General features: G+C 57.0%; 19 protein-coding genes, 1 tRNA gene and 1 other RNA gene. 12 read left to right on the top strand and 9 right to left on the bottom strand.

Going from position 1 to position 20,367, the window contains the following annotated elements:
• Nucleotides 1-117: 117 nt before the first annotated feature.
• On the top strand, nt 118-1,713 hold the full coding sequence (locus AAC060_RS07975; RefSeq protein WP_339824667.1) for a phosphoenolpyruvate carboxykinase: 1,596 nt from the start codon (nt 118-120) through the stop codon (nt 1,711-1,713).
• Nucleotides 1,714-1,720: 7 nt separating this feature from the next.
• Here the strand turns inward: AAC060_RS07975 and AAC060_RS07970 are convergent, their stop codons facing one another.
• Nucleotides 1,721-2,482: a hypothetical protein gene (locus tag AAC060_RS07970; protein ID WP_339824663.1), complete on the bottom strand. Its 762-nt coding sequence runs from the start codon at nt 2,480-2,482 to the stop codon at nt 1,721-1,723.
• A 189-nt stretch (nt 2,483-2,671) separates the two neighbouring features.
• Here AAC060_RS07970 and AAC060_RS07965 point away from each other — a divergent pair, with 189 nt between their 5' ends.
• A complete protein-coding gene (locus tag AAC060_RS07965) occupies nt 2,672-2,875 on the top strand; it encodes a hypothetical protein (protein WP_339824660.1) in 204 nt (67 codons plus the stop codon).
• Between the two features lie 2 nt (nt 2,876-2,877).
• Here the strand turns inward: AAC060_RS07965 and AAC060_RS07960 are convergent, their stop codons facing one another.
• Nucleotides 2,878-3,534 carry an alpha/beta hydrolase gene (locus tag AAC060_RS07960; RefSeq protein WP_339824657.1) on the bottom strand — a complete coding sequence of 219 codons (657 nt, stop codon included), beginning with the start codon at nt 3,532-3,534 and terminating at the stop codon, nt 2,878-2,880.
• A 140-nt stretch (nt 3,535-3,674) separates the two neighbouring features.
• On the opposite strand from AAC060_RS07960, the gene AAC060_RS07955 reads away from it, so the two are divergent.
• From AAC060_RS07955 to AAC060_RS07915, 9 genes are all read left to right on the top strand, one after another.
• A complete protein-coding gene (locus AAC060_RS07955) occupies nt 3,675-4,751 on the top strand; it encodes an aminotransferase class V-fold PLP-dependent enzyme (RefSeq protein ID WP_339824654.1) in 1,077 nt (358 codons plus the stop codon).
• A 9-nt stretch (nt 4,752-4,760) separates the two neighbouring features.
• Nucleotides 4,761-5,864 carry a cysteine desulfurase family protein gene (locus AAC060_RS07950; protein ID WP_339824651.1) on the top strand — a complete coding sequence of 368 codons (1,104 nt, stop codon included), beginning with the start codon at nt 4,761-4,763 and terminating at the stop codon, nt 5,862-5,864.
• Nucleotides 5,861-6,199, top strand: coding sequence for a 2Fe-2S iron-sulfur cluster-binding protein (locus tag AAC060_RS07945; protein ID WP_339824649.1), 339 nt, complete (start codon nt 5,861-5,863; stop codon nt 6,197-6,199). Before AAC060_RS07950 ends, AAC060_RS07945 begins: the two co-directional genes overlap by 4 nt.
• A 37-nt stretch (nt 6,200-6,236) precedes the next feature.
• Nucleotides 6,237-6,331, top strand: an RNA gene (ffs, locus tag AAC060_RS07940) — signal recognition particle sRNA small type.
• A 154-nt stretch (nt 6,332-6,485) separates the two neighbouring features.
• The gene (locus AAC060_RS07935; RefSeq protein WP_339824646.1) at nt 6,486-8,213 is read left to right on the top strand and encodes a DNA polymerase III subunit gamma/tau; all 1,728 of its coding nucleotides are present in this window, start codon (nt 6,486-6,488) and stop codon (nt 8,211-8,213) included.
• Between the two features lie 2 nt (nt 8,214-8,215).
• Nucleotides 8,216-8,551 (top strand): YbaB/EbfC family nucleoid-associated protein, encoded by a 336-nt coding sequence (locus AAC060_RS07930; RefSeq protein WP_339690382.1) that lies wholly within the window; start codon nt 8,216-8,218, stop codon nt 8,549-8,551.
• 97 nt (nt 8,552-8,648) lie between these two features.
• On the top strand, nt 8,649-11,078 hold the full coding sequence (gene lon / locus AAC060_RS07925) for an endopeptidase La (protein ID WP_339824643.1): 2,430 nt from the start codon (nt 8,649-8,651) through the stop codon (nt 11,076-11,078).
• 238 nt (nt 11,079-11,316) lie between these two features.
• Nucleotides 11,317-11,589, top strand: a complete 273-nt coding sequence (locus AAC060_RS07920) for an HU family DNA-binding protein (protein WP_176279529.1) — start codon at nt 11,317-11,319, stop codon at nt 11,587-11,589.
• 193 nt (nt 11,590-11,782) lie between these two features.
• Entirely contained in the window at nt 11,783-12,046 is a 264-nt protein-coding gene (locus tag AAC060_RS07915) for a DksA/TraR family C4-type zinc finger protein (protein WP_339690387.1), read from the top strand.
• Nucleotides 12,047-12,239: 193 nt separating this feature from the next.
• Here AAC060_RS07915 and AAC060_RS07910 read toward each other — a convergent pair.
• From AAC060_RS07910 to AAC060_RS07885, 6 genes are all read right to left on the bottom strand, one after another.
• Nucleotides 12,240-12,315, bottom strand: a tRNA-Lys gene (locus tag AAC060_RS07910).
• A gap of 56 nt (nt 12,316-12,371) precedes the next feature.
• Nucleotides 12,372-13,484 carry a rod shape-determining protein RodA gene (gene rodA, locus AAC060_RS07905; RefSeq protein WP_339824639.1) on the bottom strand — a complete coding sequence of 371 codons (1,113 nt, stop codon included), beginning with the start codon at nt 13,482-13,484 and terminating at the stop codon, nt 12,372-12,374.
• Nucleotides 13,485-13,487: 3 nt separating this feature from the next.
• Nucleotides 13,488-15,443, bottom strand: a complete 1,956-nt coding sequence (gene mrdA, locus AAC060_RS07900; protein WP_339824637.1) for a penicillin-binding protein 2 — start codon at nt 15,441-15,443, stop codon at nt 13,488-13,490.
• Nucleotides 15,440-15,955, bottom strand: coding sequence for a rod shape-determining protein MreD (gene mreD, locus AAC060_RS07895; RefSeq protein ID WP_339824635.1), 516 nt, complete (start codon nt 15,953-15,955; stop codon nt 15,440-15,442). The genes mrdA and mreD overlap by 4 nt, the downstream gene beginning before the upstream one ends.
• Nucleotides 15,955-16,857, bottom strand: coding sequence for a rod shape-determining protein MreC (gene mreC, locus AAC060_RS07890; RefSeq protein ID WP_339824632.1), 903 nt, complete (start codon nt 16,855-16,857; stop codon nt 15,955-15,957). The genes mreD and mreC overlap by 1 nt, the downstream gene beginning before the upstream one ends.
• Before the next feature lie 49 nt (nt 16,858-16,906).
• Nucleotides 16,907-17,944 (bottom strand): rod shape-determining protein, encoded by a 1,038-nt coding sequence (locus AAC060_RS07885; protein WP_339690397.1) that lies wholly within the window; start codon nt 17,942-17,944, stop codon nt 16,907-16,909.
• Between the two features lie 151 nt (nt 17,945-18,095).
• On the opposite strand from AAC060_RS07885, the gene mutL reads away from it, so the two are divergent.
• A complete protein-coding gene (gene mutL, locus AAC060_RS07880) occupies nt 18,096-19,901 on the top strand; it encodes a DNA mismatch repair endonuclease MutL (protein ID WP_339824628.1) in 1,806 nt (601 codons plus the stop codon).
• Nucleotides 19,902-19,919: 18 nt separating this feature from the next.
• Here the strand turns inward: mutL and AAC060_RS07875 are convergent, their stop codons facing one another.
• Nucleotides 19,920-20,366 carry a MaoC family dehydratase gene (locus AAC060_RS07875; RefSeq protein ID WP_339824625.1) on the bottom strand — a complete coding sequence of 149 codons (447 nt, stop codon included), beginning with the start codon at nt 20,364-20,366 and terminating at the stop codon, nt 19,920-19,922.
• Between the last annotated feature and the right edge of the window lies 1 nt (nt 20,367).

Here is a 20,367-nt window from a genome sequence, read left to right as displayed (position 1 = left end):
ATTTGCCGATGGTCGGCGGCAAGAAATTTGACCGACTCGATTTGGTCAAGTAAGCGCCGGTTCAAATTTATCAGATCGTTGTGAACTCATCCTGTTTCAAGCCATAGGGGATTACCAATGCCTAAAGTTTCGTCTGTTACGTTAAATGAACAAGGATTCCCGAACTCGGGCAAGCAGCTGTGGAATCTTGGCGCTCCTGCATTGGTCGAGGCCGCCGTATCGCGCGGTGAAGGGCATTTGGCGAAAGACGGCCCGCTGGTCGTTGAGACCGGTAAACACACCGGACGCTCCGCCAATGACAAATTCATTGTTCGTGATGCCGAAACCGAAGACAGTGTCTGGTGGGGAAAAACTAACGTCGGCATGACACCCGAACATTTCGCCGCACTGAAGGAAGATTTCGTCGCCGCGCTGGGCGAGAAGGACACTTTGTTCGTTCAGGATCTTTTTGGTGGCTCGCAACCGGAGCACCGGGTCAATGTCCGCATCATCAACGAACTGGCCTGGCATAATCTGTTCATCCGTACGATGCTCGTTCGTCCCAATGCCGATGAACTCGCAGCATTTGATCCCGAATATACAATCATCGATTTGCCCAGCTTCCAGGCTGACCCGGAACGCCATGGTACGCGCAGCGGCACCGTGATTGCGGTGAACCTGACCGAGAAATTGATCTTGATCGGTGGCACAGCCTATGCCGGCGAAATGAAGAAGTCCGTGTTCGGCCTGCTCAATTATCTGTTGCCGCTCGACTCGGTCATGCCAATGCACTGCTCTGCCAATATCGGGCCAGAAGGCGATACAGCGATTTTCTTCGGCCTGTCGGGGACCGGTAAGACCACGCTTTCCGCTGATGCCAGCCGCGTGCTGATCGGCGATGACGAACATGGCTGGTCCGATACCGCCGTGTTCAATTTCGAAGGCGGCTGTTACGCCAAGATGATCCGGCTGTCCGAAGAAGCGGAACCGGAAATTTTTGCCACGACGCGCCGGTTCGGCACAGTGCTTGAAAATGTCGTAATGGACCCTGATACCCGGGAGCTGGACCTCGACGACAATAGCAAAGCGGAAAATACCCGCGGCGCCTATCCGATCGATTTTATTCCGAACGCTTCGGAAGAAAATATGGGGCCCGTGCCCAAGAATATCATCATGCTGACCGCAGACGCGTTCGGCGTATTGCCTCCGATCTCCCGGCTGACACCGGAGCAGGCCATGTATCATTTCCTGTCGGGCTATACCGCCAAGGTCGCCGGCACCGAAATCGGTGTGACCGAGCCGGAAGCCACATTCTCGACCTGTTTCGGTGCGCCATTCATGCCGCGCCACCCGTCGGTCTACGGCAATCTGCTGAAAGAGCGGATCGCCAAAGGCGGCGTGCGTTGCTGGCTGGTCAACACGGGGTGGACCGGTGGCAAATATGGCGAAGGCAACCGGATGCCGATCAAGGCAACCCGTGCGTTGCTGAACGCAGCTCTGGACGGCAGCCTGAACGATGGCGAATTCCGGATCGACGAGAATTTCGGTTTCGAAGTTCCGGTATCGGTATCCGGCGTGGACAGTGGAATTCTCGACCCCCGTTCAACCTGGTCCGATCCGAGCGCCTATGACGAAACCGCTCAAAAGCTGGTCAAATTGTTCATCAATAATTTTGAACAATTCGCTGATCATGTTGATCAGAACGTCCGGGAAGCGGCGCCTACCGCTGCTTAACTCTTGATCATATTTTTAACTGGTCGACGTTGACGGTGCAGTTTTCGATAGTGATATCGACATGTGCCAGATCGTCGCTGGGTGAGAAGATCAGCGTTTCGCCCTCAATCATCCCCTTCGCCCGGGCTGGCGCATCAATCTTTCCGTGGGACGCGAAATCGTCGATGATGCGGACGAGGCGATTTGCCACATCTGCAACACTATAATCAGGCGGTGCGGTCAGGCGAATCTCCTGACCCGCGAAATAGTGCAAACCTCTGGTGATGTAATAACCGTCCCGGACTTCCGAAAATGAAGTTTGAAATAATGTGGGAAACGGCCCCCCGGCCAGATATTCTCCTACGGTTTCTTCGAAATAGCGAAAGTTCGTAATCCTGCGCGACGGCGTCCATGCCGCAGCAGTGGCTTCCACCGCTTCTCCGATCCATTTGCCCAACAAGAGTATGCGCTGGTTTACTTCGGGCAAATGCCGGGCACTGGTCAAAATGTCCCTCGGTGCCACCCCTATGAACGATTCATCAGGGGTCGGGAGGTCCGTAAATAGCGGATCAAATGTTTGCGCCGCAAACCGCTGACCGGTTTCAGCCGCTGTATAATGGGATAGCAGGAACGGCATCCCGTCCATAATGACCTCGACCATGTCGAGTTCGCTGAACTTGGCGTCATTGACCGTTATCTTCCCGCCTGCTGCCTCGGGCCAGCGAAAATGCGCGAGATCAAAATCTCCCCCTAGGGAGGCAATTATGAGCAGAGGAGGTTCGGAATTCACGTGGCCAGTTCCGCTTCTTGATCACCTTGTTCTTTTTATGTTCTAGTCAAAATCGCAAGCGAAAGCAATCCTGTCCACGAACAGCGGCCTGTCCGGGGAACTGTCGTGTTGACTGATCGGGCATAGGTTGCGGGGAATCGTCGAAACTAATGATTGTCAGTATGGCGATGCATCCGTAACTATCCGGGCATGTCGAACCTGATATTATCCGTATTGATGCTGGCCGGAACAGCGCTGCTGGCCGGGGGCGTCTTTGTCTTGCGCAAGGGCGATAACAAAAAGCAGGGCTGGCTGATGCTCGTCGCCGCTGCTGTAATGTTTGCAAATGTCTGGATTGGGCTGATTCCTGTCCCTGACAGCAACCAGCCATTAACGGCGCAGCCGGCCGACTGATCCTATTTGATCGGCGAATCCGGCGCGAGCCGCATGTCGAGATAATTGTCGATCGATCCCATCAGTAATTCCATTTCATTTTCGTAGAAATGATTGGCGCGGGGAATCTCGTCATGGTGAATCGTGATATGTTTCTGGGTCCGCAGCTTGTCGACCAGTTTCTGGACGGCACCGGGGGTGACGACTTCATCATTCACGCCCTGAACGATGATACCCGATGACGGGCATGGAGCCAGAAAGTTGAAATCATACATATTGGCCGGCGGCGATACTGAAATGAAACCGCGGATTTCCGGACGGCGCATCAACAGCTGCATACCGATCCAGGCGCCGAAGCTATAGCCGGCGATCCAGGTGGTCTGCGCTTCGGGATGAAAACTTTGTATCCAGTCCAGAGCCGATGCGGCATCCGACAATTCGCCAATGCCATTGTCGAATGTGCCCTGCGAACGACCGACGCCGCGGAAATTGAACCGCAAAGTCGCAAAGCCGCGCTTGACGAATGTCTTGTACATCGCCTGCGTGATCCGGTCATTCATGGTCCCGCCCGCTTGCGGATGGGGATGCAATATCATCGCAACCGGTGCGCGGTCACGGGGTCCTGGGCTGAAGCGGCCTTCGAGGCGGCCTTCGGGTCCGGTAAAAATTACGTCAGGCATGGATTTTCAATTCTTCGATCTAGATTGTCGTCTCCAGAGCGCGAGAAGTCAGAATAGCTTTTGCGCTGGATGCAGCGTCTATATAGGGAGAGTGAACAAATCCGCAACTCAATCCAGCACGCCAGAGAGTTTTTGCCAATATGGTGACCGAGTCCAAACGCATCTATCTTGATTATGCCGCTACCGCGCCGATGCTGGACGCGGCCAAAAAGGCGTGCGCAGAGGGTTTCGAGAATTGGGCCAATCCGTCTTCGCCCCATGGCGACGGTCGCGCGGCGCAAGCGATGCTGGAAAATGCGCGGCGGCGGTTCAAGACTGCGCTCGACTGGGATGGCGGCGTTATTTTTACCAGCGGCGCGAGCGAAGCGGTCCAGATTGCGCTGACCAAGTCCAAGCCTGCGCTGCAATATGTCTCGCCGGTCGAACATGACGTGGTGTTGAGATTTGCGCGGGATGCGAAATCCATTCCGGTAGATATGGGTGGCGCAGTGGTTCCGACAAATCTGAATCATCTGCTGAAGGGGGCGGACGGGCCAGCCCTGGTAGCGATACAGTCGGTCAATAATGAAACGGGCGTGATCCAGGATCTCGATGCGCTGGCGAAAGTTGTGCGTGACCGGGGCAGTTATCTTCTGGCCGATTGCTCGCAATCCATTGGCAAAATGCCATTGCCGGATGCCGACCTGATCATCGTCGCCGGGCATAAGTTCGGTGGGCCGCCCGGCGTCGGTGCGCTCTTGGTCAAGGATCTCAGATTGCTCGAAGCCGACGGCGGGCAGGAGCAGGGCTATCGGTCCGGCACGCAGAACCTGCCCTATATCATGGGCATGACCGCGGCATTGGAAGCACCCGCCAACTGGGCCGGGCGTGCGTCGGAACTGCGCCAGCATCTTGACGACGCGATCCGGAAAGAAGGCGGCTCGGTGATTGCCGAGAATTCGCCTCGGATCGCCACCATCGCCAGCTATCATATGCCGGGCGTGGCCGCGAACACGCAGCTGATCAAATTTGATATGGCCGGATTTTCGGTCTCCGCCGGGAGCGCCTGTTCATCGGGAACGCTCAAGACCAGCCATGTGCTCGAGGCGATGGGCACCGACCCGCAAGTGGCCCGGGAAGTGATCCGGGTCAGCATCGGCCGCGATACAAGCCGGACCCATATTTACGCTTTCATCGAGAAATGGAAATCGATTTTCGCGGAATCGCGGCGAAGCTGAGCAGGAGCAATGAGCGTCATCTATCTTGATAACCAGGCGACCACGCCGCTCGCGCCAGAGGCTCTCGAGGCGATGCTCCCCTGGTTGAAAAACAATTTCGGCAATCCGCACAGTTCACATGTGATGGGGCGGCAGGCTGCGGCTGCTGTCGAAGTCGCTCGTGATCAGGTTGCCGCTTTGCTCCCTCCGGGAGGGCGCGTGATTTTCACCGGCAGCGCGACCGAAGCGATCAATCTGGCGATGGGCGCTGCCCGCAACCGGCAAGGCCGTGACCAGATCGCGATAATTGACACCGAACACGCCGCAGTGCGCGATACGGCGCTTTGGTATGGCACGCAGGGTTTTGACACGAAGCTGCTCCCCGTCGACCCGCAAGGCTTGGTCAAAATGGAAGATTTGGAAGCATGTTTCGGCCCGAAAACTGCGCTTGTCGGGGCGATGCTGGTTAACAACGAAATCGGAGTGATCCAGCCGGTCGAGCAGATCACAGAGCGGGCTCATAGGGCAGGCGCGCTGATGCTTTGCGACGCGGTGCAAGGATTTGGCCGGATCGACATTCCGCAACAGGCCGATCTGATCGCGCTTTCCGGACACAAGATTTACGGCCCCAAGGGCATTGGCGCATTGTGGGTGCGGAATGGTATTGATATACCTCCCTTGATCCATGGCGGCGGTCAGGAACAGGGGATTCGATCCGGGACGCTTTCTCCCGCTTTAAGTGCAGGATTGGGCGCTGCTGCGACAATTTGTGCCAAACGCCGGGAGGAAGATATGCATCATGTTGCGAATCTGGCCGAAACAGCACACGGTCTGTTCGGCGCCTGGACGGTGAACGGATCACTCAACCATCGTTATCCGGGTAATCTCAATATCCGGCGAGACGGGCTTGATGTCGGGCGCCTGATGTCGGACGTTCGCGGTGTCGCATTCTCCGCCGGGTCGGCATGTGCCAGCGGTTCGGGACGGCCCAGCCATGTTCTGGCGGCTCTGGGACTGGAACCGGCACAGATTAAATCCTCTATCCGTCTGGGATTTGGCCGCTACAACACTATCGAAGAGGTGGAACGGGCGGCGCACCTGATCAACGAAGCGGCGGGGGAACAGCTATCATGAAGAAAATCACGGTCCATTTCGTCAAAACAAACGGCGAAACCGTTTCCGCCGAAGCATCGGAGGGCGACAATCTGCTTACCGTCGCGCAAATCCATGACCAGCCGCTCGAAGGAACGTGCGAAGGGCAGATGGCCTGTTCGACCTGTCACGTGATCGTCGATGCGGCCGATTTTGACAAATTGCCTGAGGCGACCGAGATGGAAGAGGATATGCTTGATCTTGCAGCCGGAGCGCGTCGCACCAGCCGGTTGGCGTGCCAGATTACGCTGACCGCCGACCTTGACGGACTGACCGTCCATATGCCGGTTGAAAGCCATGATATGCAGATCGTCTAACGGCTTGCATTTTTCCCCAACTCCCACCATATGCGCAGCGGGAGTCGGGTGGACGCAGTCTTCGCCAACCCGGTCAGGTCCGGAAGGAAGCAGCCGCAACGATTTTTCTGCGGGTCGCTCGGCTCCTACTTTCAAACACCGCCATGCTTTTTGCTGCGGTTGAAAGTTTCAATGCTCCCAACAATCAATAGTTCAGCGGTTTCTGTCCCAAATTTTGGATCAGACTCGCCATTGACGGCGAATAGCCTTCGACAAGCCGAGGCCTCTCGCCTAAACTCTTCGACACATGTCCGATTCACAAGATATTTTCGCTGCTGGCGGTGTGGATGCACCAGAACAGCCTGCTCCCGGTGCGGCGCAGCCCTATCGGGTGCTGGCGCGCAAATACCGCCCGTCGAAATTCTCGGAACTGATCGGTCAGGACGCGATGGTCCAGACGCTGGGCAACGCGATCAAGCGCGACCGGCTCGCCCATGCGTTCCTGATGACCGGAGTGCGCGGTGTCGGCAAAACGTCGACGGCGAGATTGATAGCAAAAGCGCTCAACTGCATCGGTGAAGACGGGCAGGGCGGCCCGACGATCGATCCCTGCGGTCAGTGCGAACCGTGCCGCAGCATTGCCGAAGGCAGCTTTATCGATGTCATCGAGATGGATGCCGCCAGCCATACCGGCGTCGACGATGTCCGCGAGATTATCGAAGCGGTGCGCTATTCCTCGGTTTCGGCGCGCTATAAAATCTACATTATCGACGAAGTCCACATGTTGTCGAAAAACGCCTTCAACGCATTGTTGAAAACTCTCGAAGAACCACCGCCACATGTGAAATTCATTTTCGCGACCACCGAGGTCAACAAGGTTCCGATCACCGTCCTGTCCCGTTGCCAGCGCTTTGACCTGAAACGGATTAGTGCCGAGCAATTGTCGGCACATTTCGGAATGATCGTCGAAAAAGAAGGCGTGACCGCCGAGCAGGAAGCGCTCGATCTGATCGCGCAGGCGGCCGAAGGATCGGTCCGCGACGGTCTTTCGATTCTCGATCAGGCTATTGCCCATGCCGATATGGATGGGGACGGTCAGGTCAAGGCTGTGCAGATCAGGGATATGCTCGGCCTGTCCGATCGCGGCGCTGTCCGGCGTTTATTTGCAAAATTGCTCGAGGGCGATTCTGCGGCGCTGCTCGATGCGATTGCCGATCAATATAAAATCGGCGTGGAGCCCTTGTCGCTGATGAACGGCCTGCTGTCGCTTTCGCATCAGGTGACCTTGTTCAAGGTCGGTAGAGCCAGCGACCCGACATTGTCGGAAGATGCCAGGCAGCAATTTTCCGATTGGGCCCAGCAGCTTTCCTATCCTGTCCTGCACCGGCTGTGGCAGTTGCTGCTCAAGGGCTATCAGGAAGTCCAGCAAGCGCATCTGCCACGCGAAACCTGCGAGATGGCTTTGCTTCGGGTGCTTTGTGCCGCGGATATGCCCGATCCAGGAAAACTCGCAAAAATGCTGGAGCAGGGGGGCGCGACGACCGCTAGCGCTCCACAAGCCCAGCAGGCCGCCCCGCCTCCGCCGATGGTCGAGCCAGTCGCGCAGATAAATCCGGCTCCAGCGCCTGCGGCCCCCCAAGAACCGCAAACCACCCCGCTTCCGAACCAGTTTTCCGACGTCGTCAAAACGGTCGGGCGGGTATCCGCCGTTCTGGAGAGCATATTGATCGCTGACATGCGGCTGATATCGCTCGATCCACCCAATGTCGTCTATCAGCCGGTCCGTGCGATTGGCGACGCGGATATCCGGAAAATCACCGACGCGCTGCGTCAGGAAACCGGACAGGACTGGAAATTCACCGAAGGGCAGGGAGAGGCGCAGCCGAGCCTTGTCGAGCAGGAACAACAGGCCCGGGATGCAGAACGGCAGGCGATTCTCGACGCCCCGCTGGTGAAGGCTGCGTTTGAAGCCTTTCCGGACGCCCAGTTGCTGGAGGATGAAGGTCCTCGCCCACAAGAATCAAGGAGCGCATAGCCATGAAATCGATGGAAGAAATGATGAAAGCCGCGCAGGAAGCCGCGCAACAGGTCCAGACCCAGATGGAAGAGGCCCAGAAAAAACTGGATAGTCTTGAAGTCGAAGGACAGGCCGGTGGTGGACTGGTCAAGGTCAAGGCAACTGCAAAAGGCCGCGTGCTGGCGGTAACGATTGATGAAAGCCTGATGAAGGCCGAAGAAAAGCAGATGCTGGAAGATCTGGTCGCCGCTGCGTTTAACGACGCCCGCAACCGCGCCGATGCCGTGAGCAGCGAGGAAATGGGCAAGATGACCAGCGGTATGCAGTTACCCCCAGGTTTTAAACTGCCGTTTTAGCTCTGCTTCCCTATCTGACGCATTCAGCTTGAAGTGTCTCTTATAGCCACCATATAGTGGATAGAAGCGCTGTCGCAGCGTAGTATGTGGAGTAAAAATGTCCGAGATCGAAGCCAGCCCAACCCCTGAATCCAAGGCCCTGCCTTTGTTGCCATTGCGCGACATAGTGGTGTTCCCGAATATGATCGTGCCGCTGTTTGTCGGTCGCGATAAATCGGTGGTCGCACTGGAAAAGGCGATGGATTCGGACAAGGAAATTTTCCTCGTCGCCCAACTCGATCCGGCTGAAGATGATCCGGTTCGCGATCAACTTTATGACCTCGGTGTGGTGGCGACTGTATTGCAATTGCTGAAACTGCCCGACGGCACCGTTCGCGTGCTGGTCGAAGGCAAGCAACGCGCCAAACATCTGTCGCTCGAAGAAAAGTCGGATGGCTATGTACTGGCTTCCGTTGAGTTGCTCGAAGAGCAGGCTGCCGAGGGGGCCCAGGCCTCCGCATTGATGCGCTCGGTCGTCGACCAGTTTGAAAATTATTCCAAGCTCAACAAGAAAATGCCTGCGGAAACCGTTGTGCAACTGGGCGAGATTGACGATGCTGCCCGCCTCGCTGATGCCGTAGCCGCCAATATCAATGTGAAGGTTTCCGACAAGCAGAGCCTGCTGATGGAGAGCGACCCGACCAAGCGTCTCGAAATGGTCTTTGCCTTCATGGAAGGCGAGCTCGGCGTGTTGCAGGTCGAGAAGAAAATCCGTGGCCGTGTGAAACGGCAGATGGAGAAGACCCAGCGCGAATATTATCTCAACGAGCAGATGAAAGCGATCCAGAAAGAACTGGGCGACGGCGAAGACGGTGAAGGTGACGAGCTTGCCGAACTGGGCAAGAAAATCAAGGAGCTGAAGCTTTCCAAGGAAGCAAAATCCAAGGCAGGCGCCGAGCTGAAAAAGCTCAAGGGCATGCAGCCGATGTCGGCCGAAGCAACCGTGACGCGCAACTATCTTGATGTGCTGCTGGGACTGCCCTGGGGGAAGAAGTCGCGGCTCAAGAAAGATTTGAAACAGGCCGAGAAGGTTCTGGACGATGACCATTTTGCGCTCGAGAAAGTCAAGGAACGGATTCTTGAATATCTCGCGGTGCAGACCCGTACCAACAAGCTAAAAGGCCCGATCCTGTGCCTCGTCGGTCCTCCCGGTGTCGGCAAGACATCGCTCGGCCGTTCGATCGCCCGGGCCACCGGACGCGAATTCGTCCGTCAGTCTCTCGGCGGTGTACGCGATGAAGCAGAAATCCGCGGTCATCGCAGAACCTATATCGGTTCGCTTCCCGGCAAGATTGTCTCCAATCTGAAGAAAGCCGGTACGTCCAATCCGCTGTTCCTGCTCGATGAAATCGACAAGCTGGGACAGGATTTCCGTGGTGATCCGGCCTCGGCCTTGCTCGAAGTGCTCGATCCGGAACAGAATGACAAGTTCCAGGACCATTATCTGGAAGTCGATATCGATCTGTCGGACGTCATGTTTGTGACCACCGCCAACTCGCTTAATCTGCCCCAGCCGTTGCTCGACCGGATGGAGATCATCCGTCTCGAAGGTTATACGGAAGACGAGAAGGTCGAGATTGCCAAACGCCATCTGCTCGAAAAGCAGATCGAGGCCCATGGTCTGAAAGAAGGCGAGTTTTCGCTGCGCGAAGATGCGCTGCGCGACCTGATCCGCTATTATACAAGGGAAGCCGGTGTCCGGACCCTTGAGCGCGAAATCGCCAAGCTGGCCCGCAAGGCGCTGCGCCGCATTCTGGAAGGTGAATATAAGAGCGTTGAAATCACGCCCGACAATCTCGCCGAATATGCCGGTGTGCAAAAATATCGCCATGGCATCGGTGAAGAAGAAAACCAGGTCGGCGCCGTAACCGGCCTCGCCTGGACCGAAGTCGGCGGCGAACTGCTGACGATCGAATCCGTCACCGTGTCCGGCAAAGGCCAGATCAAGACCACCGGTACGCTGGGGGACGTGATGAACGAGTCGATCCAGACAGCGCTCTCCTTTGTGAAGGCGCGCGCGCCATCTTATGGAATCAAGCCCAGCGTCTTCAGCCGCAAGGATATCCATATCCATCTGCCCGAAGGCGCCGTGCCAAAGGACGGTCCGTCCGCCGGTGTCGGTATCGTGACCGCGATCGTTTCGACCCTGACCGGAATTCCGGTGCGCCGCGATGTTGCAATGACCGGCGAGGTAACCCTGCGCGGTCGGATATTGCCGATTGGCGGATTGAAGGAAAAGCTGCTGGCGGCATTGCGTGGCGGGATCACCACTGTGCTGATCCCGGCGGACAATGAAAAGGATCTGGTTGAAATACCGGAAAATATCACGTCGCAGCTGAAAATCATTCCGTTGAAACATGTCGATGAAGTGCTCGCCGTAGCGCTGGCAGAGACGGTGGAACCGATAGAGTGGAGTGATGCAGACGAACTCGCCAGCCATGCTACCGCACCGATATCCGATGATGTGGCTTCAGCGGCGCGGCATTGAACGATTTCGCCATCGAGTCGCGATCGGGAAGCGATGGTGAAATTTGACAGGAAACTATTCAAAATGACCAAAGCCCTGTGGCCTATCGGGTGATTTACCATGGTTTGTCGCAAAAAATGGGGCTTTGGCGCAGAAAACAGCGGTTTTACTTTGACTCACTCAGATAATTTCGCATTACTGCTGCCAGACAAAGTTGCGATTCAAACGAATTGCCATCAGAGAAGGGGGGATACCCAGAATGAATAAACAGGATCTTATCAGTAACGTTGCGGACCACAGTGGCCTCAGCAAGAGTGATGCCGGTAAAGCGGTAGATGCCGTATTTGAATCCATTACCAGCGCATTGTCCAGCGGCGGCGAAGTTCGTCTCGTTGGCTTCGGTACATTCTCGACTTCTAAGCGTAAAGCTTCAACCGGCCGCAACCCGCGTACCGGTGAACCAATGCAGATTCCTGCATCGACACAAGCAAAGTTCAAAGCCGGCAAGGGCTTGAAAGACGCCGTAAACTAAAAAAAGACGATCGGGGGGCAGAGTTTCGCTCCCCATTTTTTTTTTCGCACTTTGTTCTAGAAAAAATCAGGCGGGACCTCGAAAAGAGGCCCGCCTTTTTCTATGGGCGCTTGCCGCAGAGCCGTCAGCTTGCAATCTTGTCTTTGCTCCTTACCTTTAGGACATAGCAAATTCGAAAAATATGGAAGTTCTTATGGCAGGCGGTTGGGCGCGCGACGGCGCAGTACAGGATCAGATTGACGATACCATTGCCGACGCGGTGAAGCGCGCGCGGGCAGATATGCCGTCCGGGGAAGCCGCGAAATATTGCGCAGAATGCGGTGAGGAAATCCCCGAAGCGCGCCGCCGCGCCTTGCCGGGTACGCGAACCTGTGTGGTGTGCCAGTCGGCTCGCGATGCGGACCGCGCAAGTGTCGGCATCAACCGGCGCGGGAGCAAGGACAGCCAGCTGCGCTAGGCGGTCGGTTAGAGGCGTTTGATCCGGAAAGGTCAACTATGCGTCGCACAAGGGCCTGCCAATTCCTGTGCGCGGTTGCAATGCGCTGCATCGCCGACTGTTCGATTTGTGATTGTGGATGGGGAATACCCTCGCTTGCGCTCGGGATTTTTTCCGGAAACCATCCGCCTGATGGTTTCTTTTTCGGAAAAAATGGTGGACGCTGTTGGTTTCGAACCAACGACCCGCTGATTAAGAGTCAGCTGCTCTACCAACTGAGCTAAGCGTCCATTAGAGGGCGTATATAGGGCCGGATTTTGTGAACGCAACAGCTTGGTTGCAGAAATTATCCAAATGCACCGCCTTGGCGACCGGGATGGCGGTCGATCGACATCAATATTCCGACGCAGATCATGATTGTCATCATCGACGAGCCGCCATGGCTGAGGAAAGGCAGGGGGATGCCGACGACCGGAGCCAGTCCCATCACCATCATCAGGTTGATTGCAACATAGAAGAAAATTGTCACCGTCAGCCCCGCCGCGGTCAGCTGGGAGAAGCGGGTTTGCGCTTTCATCGCGACGCCCAGACCCCAGCGGAACAGCAGGAAGAAGCAGAACAGGACGAGAATGCCTCCAAACAGGCCCCATTCCTCTGCCATGGTTGCAAAGACGAAATCGGTGTGACCTTCGGGCAAATAATCGAGATGGCTCTGGGTGCCGTTCATAAAGCCTTTGCCGAACAGGCCGCCCGAACCGATCGCAATCTTCGACTGGCTGATATGGTAGCCGGACCCGAGCGGATCATTCTCCGGATTCAAAAATGTGGTGACGCGCCTCTGCTGATATTCTTCCAGCGCAAAGAAATACGCTATCGGTGCCATAACCGCGATCGCCGCTGCGCCGCCGATGAACAGTCGCAGCGGCAGTCCGGCCAGAAACGCGACGGTCAGCGCACCGGCTACGACGGTTATCGTCGTGCCGAGATCGGGCTGGATAAGAATAAGCCCAGCGGGCACCGCCAGCAAGGCAAGAAGCGGCCAGATAGCCCCCCATGTCCGTATCTGGCTCGGTGGCAGAAGATCATAGAATCGGGCCACCGCCAATATGATCGCGACCTTCATCATCTCCGATGGCTGGAGCCGGATGAATCCAAGATCAAGCCATCTCTGGCTACCCCCGCCGACGGCACCGATCAGTTCCACGCCGAGCAGCATGAGGACGATGATGATATAGGTAGGAAAGGCCATGGTTTTCCAGAAGCTTTCCTTGAACCGCGACATCACAACCGCCATTGCCAGGAAGATCACGAACCGGCCCATGTGCATGCCGGCCCAGGGGCTCAGGCTGCCGCCTGCTGCCGAATAGAGGACGATAAATCCAAATGAGGCCATGACGAACAGCAGCAGGATTGTTTTCCACGGGAGCTGCGCAATCGGCGCTGGAATGAAATCACTCAATTTCTATTCTCCGGCACCGGTTTCGGATGACTCGGGTTTAGCCGGAGCCGGCTTTTCGGCCATCGCCTTTTCAAGACTTTTCTTGGCGCGATAGGCGTTCATTTTAATGTCCATCCGCTGCTGGATCGTGCCGCCCCAGGATTTTTCGAGACCGGTGAGAACATCCATCGCCTTCTGGCGATCATAGAGGAAGGTCAGAACGTCACGGGCGACCGGATAGGCCGAACCCGACCCGCCACCATGTTCTATCACCACAGCAGCAGCGTAGCGGGGATTGTCAAAGGGTGCGAAGCAGACGAACAGGCCGTGGTCGCGATATTTCCAGGCAACATCCTTGCCCCCGCGACCGAAATCCAGATTGACCACCTGGGCCGTCCCGGTCTTCCCGGCCAGCTTCACATTTTCAATCGGCAGGCGCGCGCGACCGGCGGTGCCGGGTCCGTTGACCACATCGCTCATCGCCTGATGGACATAGACCAGATGCTCCGGATCCAGGTTCAGGGTTTCGATCAGCGGCTTTTTCTCGTCGACGATCAGCCGCGGAACGATATTTTTCCCGGTCGCGATCCTCGCCGCCATGACCGCCAACTGGGTCGGGTTGACCAGCATATAGCCTTGGCCGATCGTGGTGTTGACCGTATCATAGGCCTGCCATTCCCGTTTATATTTCTTGCGCAGCCACGCCGGGTCGGGAACCGTGCCATAAAACTGGCTGAGCACCGGCAACGGATATTTCTGTCCCAGACCCAGACGATTGGCCATCAACGCTATGGGATTAATGCCGATCTTCTGGGCAAAATAGTAAAAATAGACATCGCAGCTCTGGTAGATGCCCTTGGCCATATTGACCTGTCCGTGGCCACCACGCTTCCAGCAGCGGAAACGCCGGTTGCCGACCTGCAGGCCGCCATTGCAATTGACGCTTTCATCGGGGTCGAGGCCGGCCTCGAGAAAGGAGAGGGCGACCATCGGCTTTACGGTTGATCCTGGCGGAAACAGGCTTTTGAGCGATTTGTCGAGCAGCGGAACATGATCGTCTTCGCGAAGCATGCCATATTCGGTGACACCAATGCCGTCGGAGAAGCTGTTCGGATCAAAGGATGGCATCGACGTCATCGTCAGAACATCGCCGGTCAGGCAATCGATGACGACCACCGACCCTGATTCGGGACCGAGCCGGCGAGCGGCATATTCCTGCAGATCGATATCGAGCGTCAACTGGAGGGCCTTGCCCGGAACATCCGGACGTGTGTTGAGTTCCCGGACGATCTTGCCGCGGGCCGTTACCTCAACCCGTTTTGCGCCGGGCTTGCCCTGCAGCCGGTCCTCGAAAATTTTCTCCAGTCCGTCTTTGCCGATCTTGTAGCCCGGCGTGATCAATATCGGATCCGGATTTTCCTTATAATCCTCTGCCGATGCTATGCCGACATAGCCGACCAGATGCCCGATAGCCGGACCGCTGGGATAGTTGCGCGAGAAGCCCTGACGCGGTGAAACTCCGGGAAGATCGGGCAGTCTGACGCTGACGGCGGCATATTGTTCCCAGTCCAGTCCGGTCGCAACCTGAACCGGTTGAAAGCTGCTGGCCTGCTCGAGCTCGCGGTTAATCCGTTCCAGTTCTTCGGAATCGAGCGCAAGCAGGTCAGCGAGGGTTGCGACGGTTTTTTTCCGGTCGCGCAGCCGGTCGGGAATGATATCGACGCGGAAATCGGTCTTGTTGTTGGCAATGGGTTTTCCGTTGCGGTCTACCAGCCAGCCACGCCGGGGCGGCACGAGTGTCAGATTGACCCGGTTGCTTTCCGACAGAAGCTTGTATCGTTCGTTCTCGGCCACCGAAATATAGGCCATCCGGGCAGCGAGGAGCACGCCGACGCCTACCTGCAATCCGCCGATCACCGTCGCCCTTCGGGAAAAGCTGAGCGTCTGCATCGCGCTGCTGATGGTTTTGACCGGCTTCATGAAGCGACCCGCCAATTGTCGATGCCGCCGATGAACCGGGTCAGAAACGGATAGAGAAGGGTCGACAAAATAATCTGCGGCGCGAGCAAATCGACCCGGAGGATATTGGATTGCAAATCAACGATCAACATACCGCCCACTAGCACAAAAATAGTGGCGAGGGAGGCAATAAGCCAATCTTGCCAATAGTCGCGGCTCACCATTTTCCTGTCGAGAGTTTCCAGCAGCACGAAAACGACCGACCAGAGGAACGCTGCGCTGCCAAAGGGCTGGCCGCTGAATATGTCATCGATCAGACCTAGCGGGAAGCCGGCCCAGACCGTCCAATATCCCGGTCGGATCAGACGCCAGGCCAATAATATAAGCAGCCCCATCGGCGGCAGAATCGGATAATCGGTGATGATCGGCAAAGCCGTGATCATCGAACCCAGAATAACGGTTACCGGTGGCACAAGCCTGATCCGCAACTGGGATGGTTGCCTGCCAATGTTGGAGTGACGGGACTTGGCCACTATTCGCCGGTTTCCTCTTCCGCATCAGCCGCAGAATCTTTTTCGATCTGGCGCATCGTCTCGGCCTGGAAAATAGGCTGGACAATCGCGTGGCTGACCTTGGCGGGATTGGCCAAGACCCGGCCAATGGCACCGGTTTCGGTTTTGCGGATGACAACCGCCACGGGGATGCCAGGTATATAGAGACCGCCGCTGCCGGATGTGATCATCAGATCACCACCCTTGAAGGGATTGGTGCCGATGTTGATCGGTTGAATATCGACCGTGCCGTCGCCGCGACCGGTGGCAAAAGCGGGAAGGCTGTCGCTGGCCCGCTGGACCGGCGTGACATTTTTTCCGTCCGACACCAACAGGACCCGGGCCGTGGTCGGTCCGGTTTCCAATATCCGGCCGACCAGGCCTTCCGGCGACCGGACAGGCTGGCCCGGCTCCAGTCCATCGTTGCTGCCAACGCCGAGCGTCGCAATACGGCGCGAGCTCGAGGAGGTCGAGCTTATCAGGCGCGCCATCGCTATCGAATCAGGGACGTCCTCGTTGAGCTTCAACAGCCGTTTGAGTCGTTCATTCTCTTGTTTTAGAGCACGGGCCTCCAGGATTTCTATGCGATTCTGCTCGAGCTCCCGGTCCATCGCGGCATTTTTCGATGCTGCGTTGAAATAGGCGGAAATCTCGCCGCCGGCACTGCCGGTCGCGCCGCCGACGCTGGAAAGAAAACGGCTTACAGGAGCCATTGTTTCCGCGCCGATCGTGCGAAGGGCTGAAAAGCCGAGAGGATCGATGAAAGATACGAGCAAGAGGAGCAGCCCCATGAACGCTCCCAATATGCCCAGTAAATAGCTAGCGAAAATACTATATTGCGCCCGCTTGGAAAATCCTGGACGCCGATTATTTGGCGGCGCCATATTGATCTATCCTTTCATTTCCAATCGTTGTTTCATCATTGGCCGGGTCTCAGGCTGTGGTGAGGACGCCCCGGAACATCGGGTCTTCCATTGCCCGACCGGTGCCGATTGCGACGCAAGCGAGCGGATCCTCGGCAACCGTTACCGGCAAGCCTGTTTCATCGCTAAGGGCCGCGTCGAGACCAGAGATCAAAGCGCCGCCGCCGGTCAGGACAATGCCCTGATCGACAATATCGGCGGCCAGTTCCGGTGCCGTATTTTCCAGCGCGATGCGAACACCTTCGATAATCGTTCCGATAGGTTCGCTAAGCGCTTCTGCAATCTGGCCCTGGTTGATCGAAATTTCTTTCGGCACACCATTTACCAGATCGCGACCCTTGATGTGGATCGTGTGACCGACGCCGTCGGCAGGAGCCTGAGCGACGCCAAAGTCTTTCTTGATCCGCTCAGCGGTTGTTTCACCGATCAGCAGATTGTGATGACGACGGACATAGGAAACGATCGCTTCGTCCATCTTGTCGCCTCCGGTGCGGACGGATGTCGTATAGGCCAGACCGCGCAGCGAGAGCACGGCAACTTCGGTCGTGCCGCCGCCCACGTCCACCACCATCGATCCGATTGGCTCGGTGACGGGCATGTCGGCGCCGATGGCTGCTGCCATTGGTTCTTCGATCAGGAACACCTGACGGGCGCCGGCGTTGGAAGCCGCATCACGAATGGCGCGGCGTTCGACCGAGGTCGAGCCGCTGGGAACGCAGATCACGATTTCGGGATAGCTGAACAACTTGCTCTTGCCGTTCACTTTCTGGATGAAATGCTTGATCATCTGCTCGGCGACATCAATGTCGGCGATAACACCATCGCGCAAGGGGCGGATTGCTTCGATGCTGTCCGGGGTTTTGCCCATCATCATCTTCGCGTCATTGCCGACCGCTTTGACTTTTTTCACACCGTTGATGGTTTCGATTGCGACAACCGATGGTTCGTTGAGAACGATACCCTGACCGCGCGCATAAACCACCGTATTAGCGGTGCCGAGATCGATCGCCAGATCTTGCGAGCGGAACTTGAACAGATTTTCAAACATATTTTTGTCCGTAATTTCTTATCTTCGCAGGCGAAGCTGCACCACATGGTCAACGCTCTGGTTAAGCTGGACGGGTCATGAAATTAACCATGATATTCGTCCAGAAAATCAGGGGTCGCTTGGTAAGGTCGCTTGGGCTAGGAACGCGATTATGTCAATAAGAAGACTTCCAAATAGCCTGATAAATCGGATCGCTGCCGGAGAGGTTGTCGAGCGCCCCGCCAGCGCACTGAAAGAGCTCGTCGAAAATGCGATTGACGCCGGGGCAAGCCAGATCAATATCCGGCTCGACGAGGGCGGGTTGGACCTGGTCCAGGTCTCGGACAATGGTTGCGGAATGAGCCGGGACGACATCGCCCTGGCGCTGGAACGCCATGCAACATCGAAATTGCCGGACGAAGCGATTGAACTGGTGACCACCATGGGATTTCGCGGCGAGGCGCTGCCATCGATCGCCAGCGTGGCACGGATGACGATTGAAAGCCGCATGGCCGGCGAAGATGGCTGGTCCCGCGTTATCGATCATGGCGAGCTTGTGCACGAAGGGCCGACCGCGATTCCGCCTGGAACCAAGGTCAGGGTCGAGCAGCTGTTCGGCAAGGTACCGGCACGCCGCAAATTCCTCCGCACGGCGCGCAGCGAATATGCCGCTTGCACCGATATTGTCCGGCGACTGGCAATGGCGCGGCCCGATATCGGGTTCACGCTTGAGCATCAGGGACGCAAGGCAATTGCGGTTCAGGGTGGCGAGACCGGCCCCGAACGGGTGGCCGCGCTGACCAGCCGCGATCTGCGCGCCAATAGCGTCGGCGTCGATCTGCAACGGGAAGAAATTCACCTGACCGGCGTGGCAGGTTTGCCGACTTATAATCGGGGTGTCGCCGATCACCAGTTTCTGTTCGTCAACGGACGCCCGGTCAAGGACCGGCTGCTGGTCGGAGCGGTGCGTGGCGCCTATGCCGAAATGCTCGCCCGGGACCGTCATCCGGTCGTGGCCCTGTTCATCGAAATGCCGCCGGAACTGGTCGATGTGAATGTCCATCCGGCGAAGACCGAAGTGCGCTTTCGCGAACCGGCAATGATTCGCGGGATGATCGTCAGCGGCTTGCGCAAGGCGCTCGACGAGGGCGGGTTTCGCGCGGTCCAGCGACCGGCCGAATCGGCGCTGTCGAATTGGCAAAGGGAACCGGCTGCTCCGGACCCGCAGACGAGTATATTTAGCGCGCAGGGCAGATCCAATATTGCGCAACAGCCTTATCCTTCGGCGCAGATGCACGAAGGTGCCAGCGCCTTTTCCGGCTTTGATCCGCGCGAGGATATCGCTCCGCTCATGGGCAAGGCAGAGGAAGCTTCCGGGCCGGTACCAGACGCAACGCGCCATCCCTTGGGTATCGCCCGTGGGCAGGTGGCAAAAACCTATATTGTCGCCGAGGCCGAAGACGGTTTGGTGATCGTCGACCAGCACGCGGCGCACGAGCGGCTTGTGCTGGAGCGGATGCGCAAGGCAGTCGACGGCGGCACTGTGGCTTCGCAGGCACTGCTGATGGCCGAAGTTGTCGAACTGGATGAAAATGCCTGCGATAGACTGGAAGCGCGCGCGGCGGAATTGTCCGATTTCGGACTGGAAATGGAACGATTCGGCCCGACCGCGATGCTGGTGCGCGCGACACCGGCGATGCTCGGCTCTGGCGATGTGAAGTCACTGGTCACGGATCTGGCCGACGAACTTGGCGCTTTTGACCAGGCGTTGAGCCTGAAGGAACGGATCGACCATGTCGCTTCGACCATGGCATGCCACGGCTCGGTCAGGGCAGGGCGGGTGCTCAATGTTGCGGAAATGAATGCGCTGTTGCGGGAAATGGAAGTGACGCCGCATAGCGGCCAGTGCAACCACGGTCGCCCGACATGGGTCAAACTCGCGCTGGAAGATGTCGAGAAGCTGTTCGGACGGAAGTGACGGAGTAGCGCCGGGACGCTAGTCCCCGCGCACGGCAATCAATCCGGTACTTTCCATCGTCATGACCGGCTCATCAATCTGATTGAAAACGGTCAGGCGGCCGATTGTAATGCCCATTTCCGGTCGGCTCTCCGAGCGGCGCTTGCTGATTATCTCGCTTTCGCAGCGCAATATATCACCGGGAAAAACCGGCTTGATCCAGCGCAGATTATCAATGCCGGGCGAACCCAGTCCTGCCTGTTCGTGTTTCTTGAAATTGTCCACGATCATCCGCATCGCCATCGAGCCGGTGTGCCAGCCGCTGGCGGACAATTTGCCAAAATGGGTTTTCGCTGCGGCATCATCGTCGAGGTGAAACGGTTGCGGATCATATATTGTAGCGAATTCGATGACTTCTTCGCGGGTGACCGGATATTCTCCAAAGGACTGGACGACGCCGATCTCGATATCTTCGTAATAGAGCATG

The sequence above is a fragment of the uncultured Parasphingorhabdus sp. genome, from assembly GCF_963975555.1.
In the GTDB taxonomy this organism is placed as follows: domain Bacteria; phylum Pseudomonadota; class Alphaproteobacteria; order Sphingomonadales; family Sphingomonadaceae; genus Parasphingorhabdus.
The sequence above is the reverse complement of the archived record's forward strand: the minus strand, read 5'-3'. Positions and strand labels throughout refer to the sequence as shown.

Coding starts and splice junctions, on each gene's coding strand:
- AAC060_RS07945 (WP_339824649.1), top strand. CDS start 5,861: ATGAAGAAAATCACGGTCCATTTCGTCAAAACAAACGGCGAAACCGTT.
- AAC060_RS07935 (WP_339824646.1), top strand. CDS start 6,486: ATGTCCGATTCACAAGATATTTTCGCTGCTGGCGGTGTGGATGCACCA.
- AAC060_RS07960 (WP_339824657.1), bottom strand. CDS start 3,534: ATGCCTGACGTAATTTTTACCGGACCCGAAGGCCGCCTCGAAGGCCGC.
- AAC060_RS07920 (WP_176279529.1), top strand. CDS start 11,317: ATGAATAAACAGGATCTTATCAGTAACGTTGCGGACCACAGTGGCCTC.
- AAC060_RS07875 (WP_339824625.1), bottom strand. CDS start 20,366: ATGCTCTATTACGAAGATATCGAGATCGGCGTCGTCCAGTCCTTTGGA.
- AAC060_RS07915 (WP_339690387.1), top strand. CDS start 11,783: ATGGCAGGCGGTTGGGCGCGCGACGGCGCAGTACAGGATCAGATTGAC.
- AAC060_RS07955 (WP_339824654.1), top strand. CDS start 3,675: ATGGTGACCGAGTCCAAACGCATCTATCTTGATTATGCCGCTACCGCG.
- mreC (WP_339824632.1), bottom strand. CDS start 16,857: ATGGCGCCGCCAAATAATCGGCGTCCAGGATTTTCCAAGCGGGCGCAA.
- lon (WP_339824643.1), top strand. CDS start 8,649: ATGTCCGAGATCGAAGCCAGCCCAACCCCTGAATCCAAGGCCCTGCCT.
- mrdA (WP_339824637.1), bottom strand. CDS start 15,443: ATGAAGCCGGTCAAAACCATCAGCAGCGCGATGCAGACGCTCAGCTTT.
- AAC060_RS07885 (WP_339690397.1), bottom strand. CDS start 17,944: ATGTTTGAAAATCTGTTCAAGTTCCGCTCGCAAGATCTGGCGATCGAT.
- AAC060_RS07950 (WP_339824651.1), top strand. CDS start 4,761: ATGAGCGTCATCTATCTTGATAACCAGGCGACCACGCCGCTCGCGCCA.
- AAC060_RS07965 (WP_339824660.1), top strand. CDS start 2,672: ATGTCGAACCTGATATTATCCGTATTGATGCTGGCCGGAACAGCGCTG.
- AAC060_RS07930 (WP_339690382.1), top strand. CDS start 8,216: ATGAAATCGATGGAAGAAATGATGAAAGCCGCGCAGGAAGCCGCGCAA.
- AAC060_RS07975 (WP_339824667.1), top strand. CDS start 118: ATGCCTAAAGTTTCGTCTGTTACGTTAAATGAACAAGGATTCCCGAAC.
- mutL (WP_339824628.1), top strand. CDS start 18,096: ATGTCAATAAGAAGACTTCCAAATAGCCTGATAAATCGGATCGCTGCC.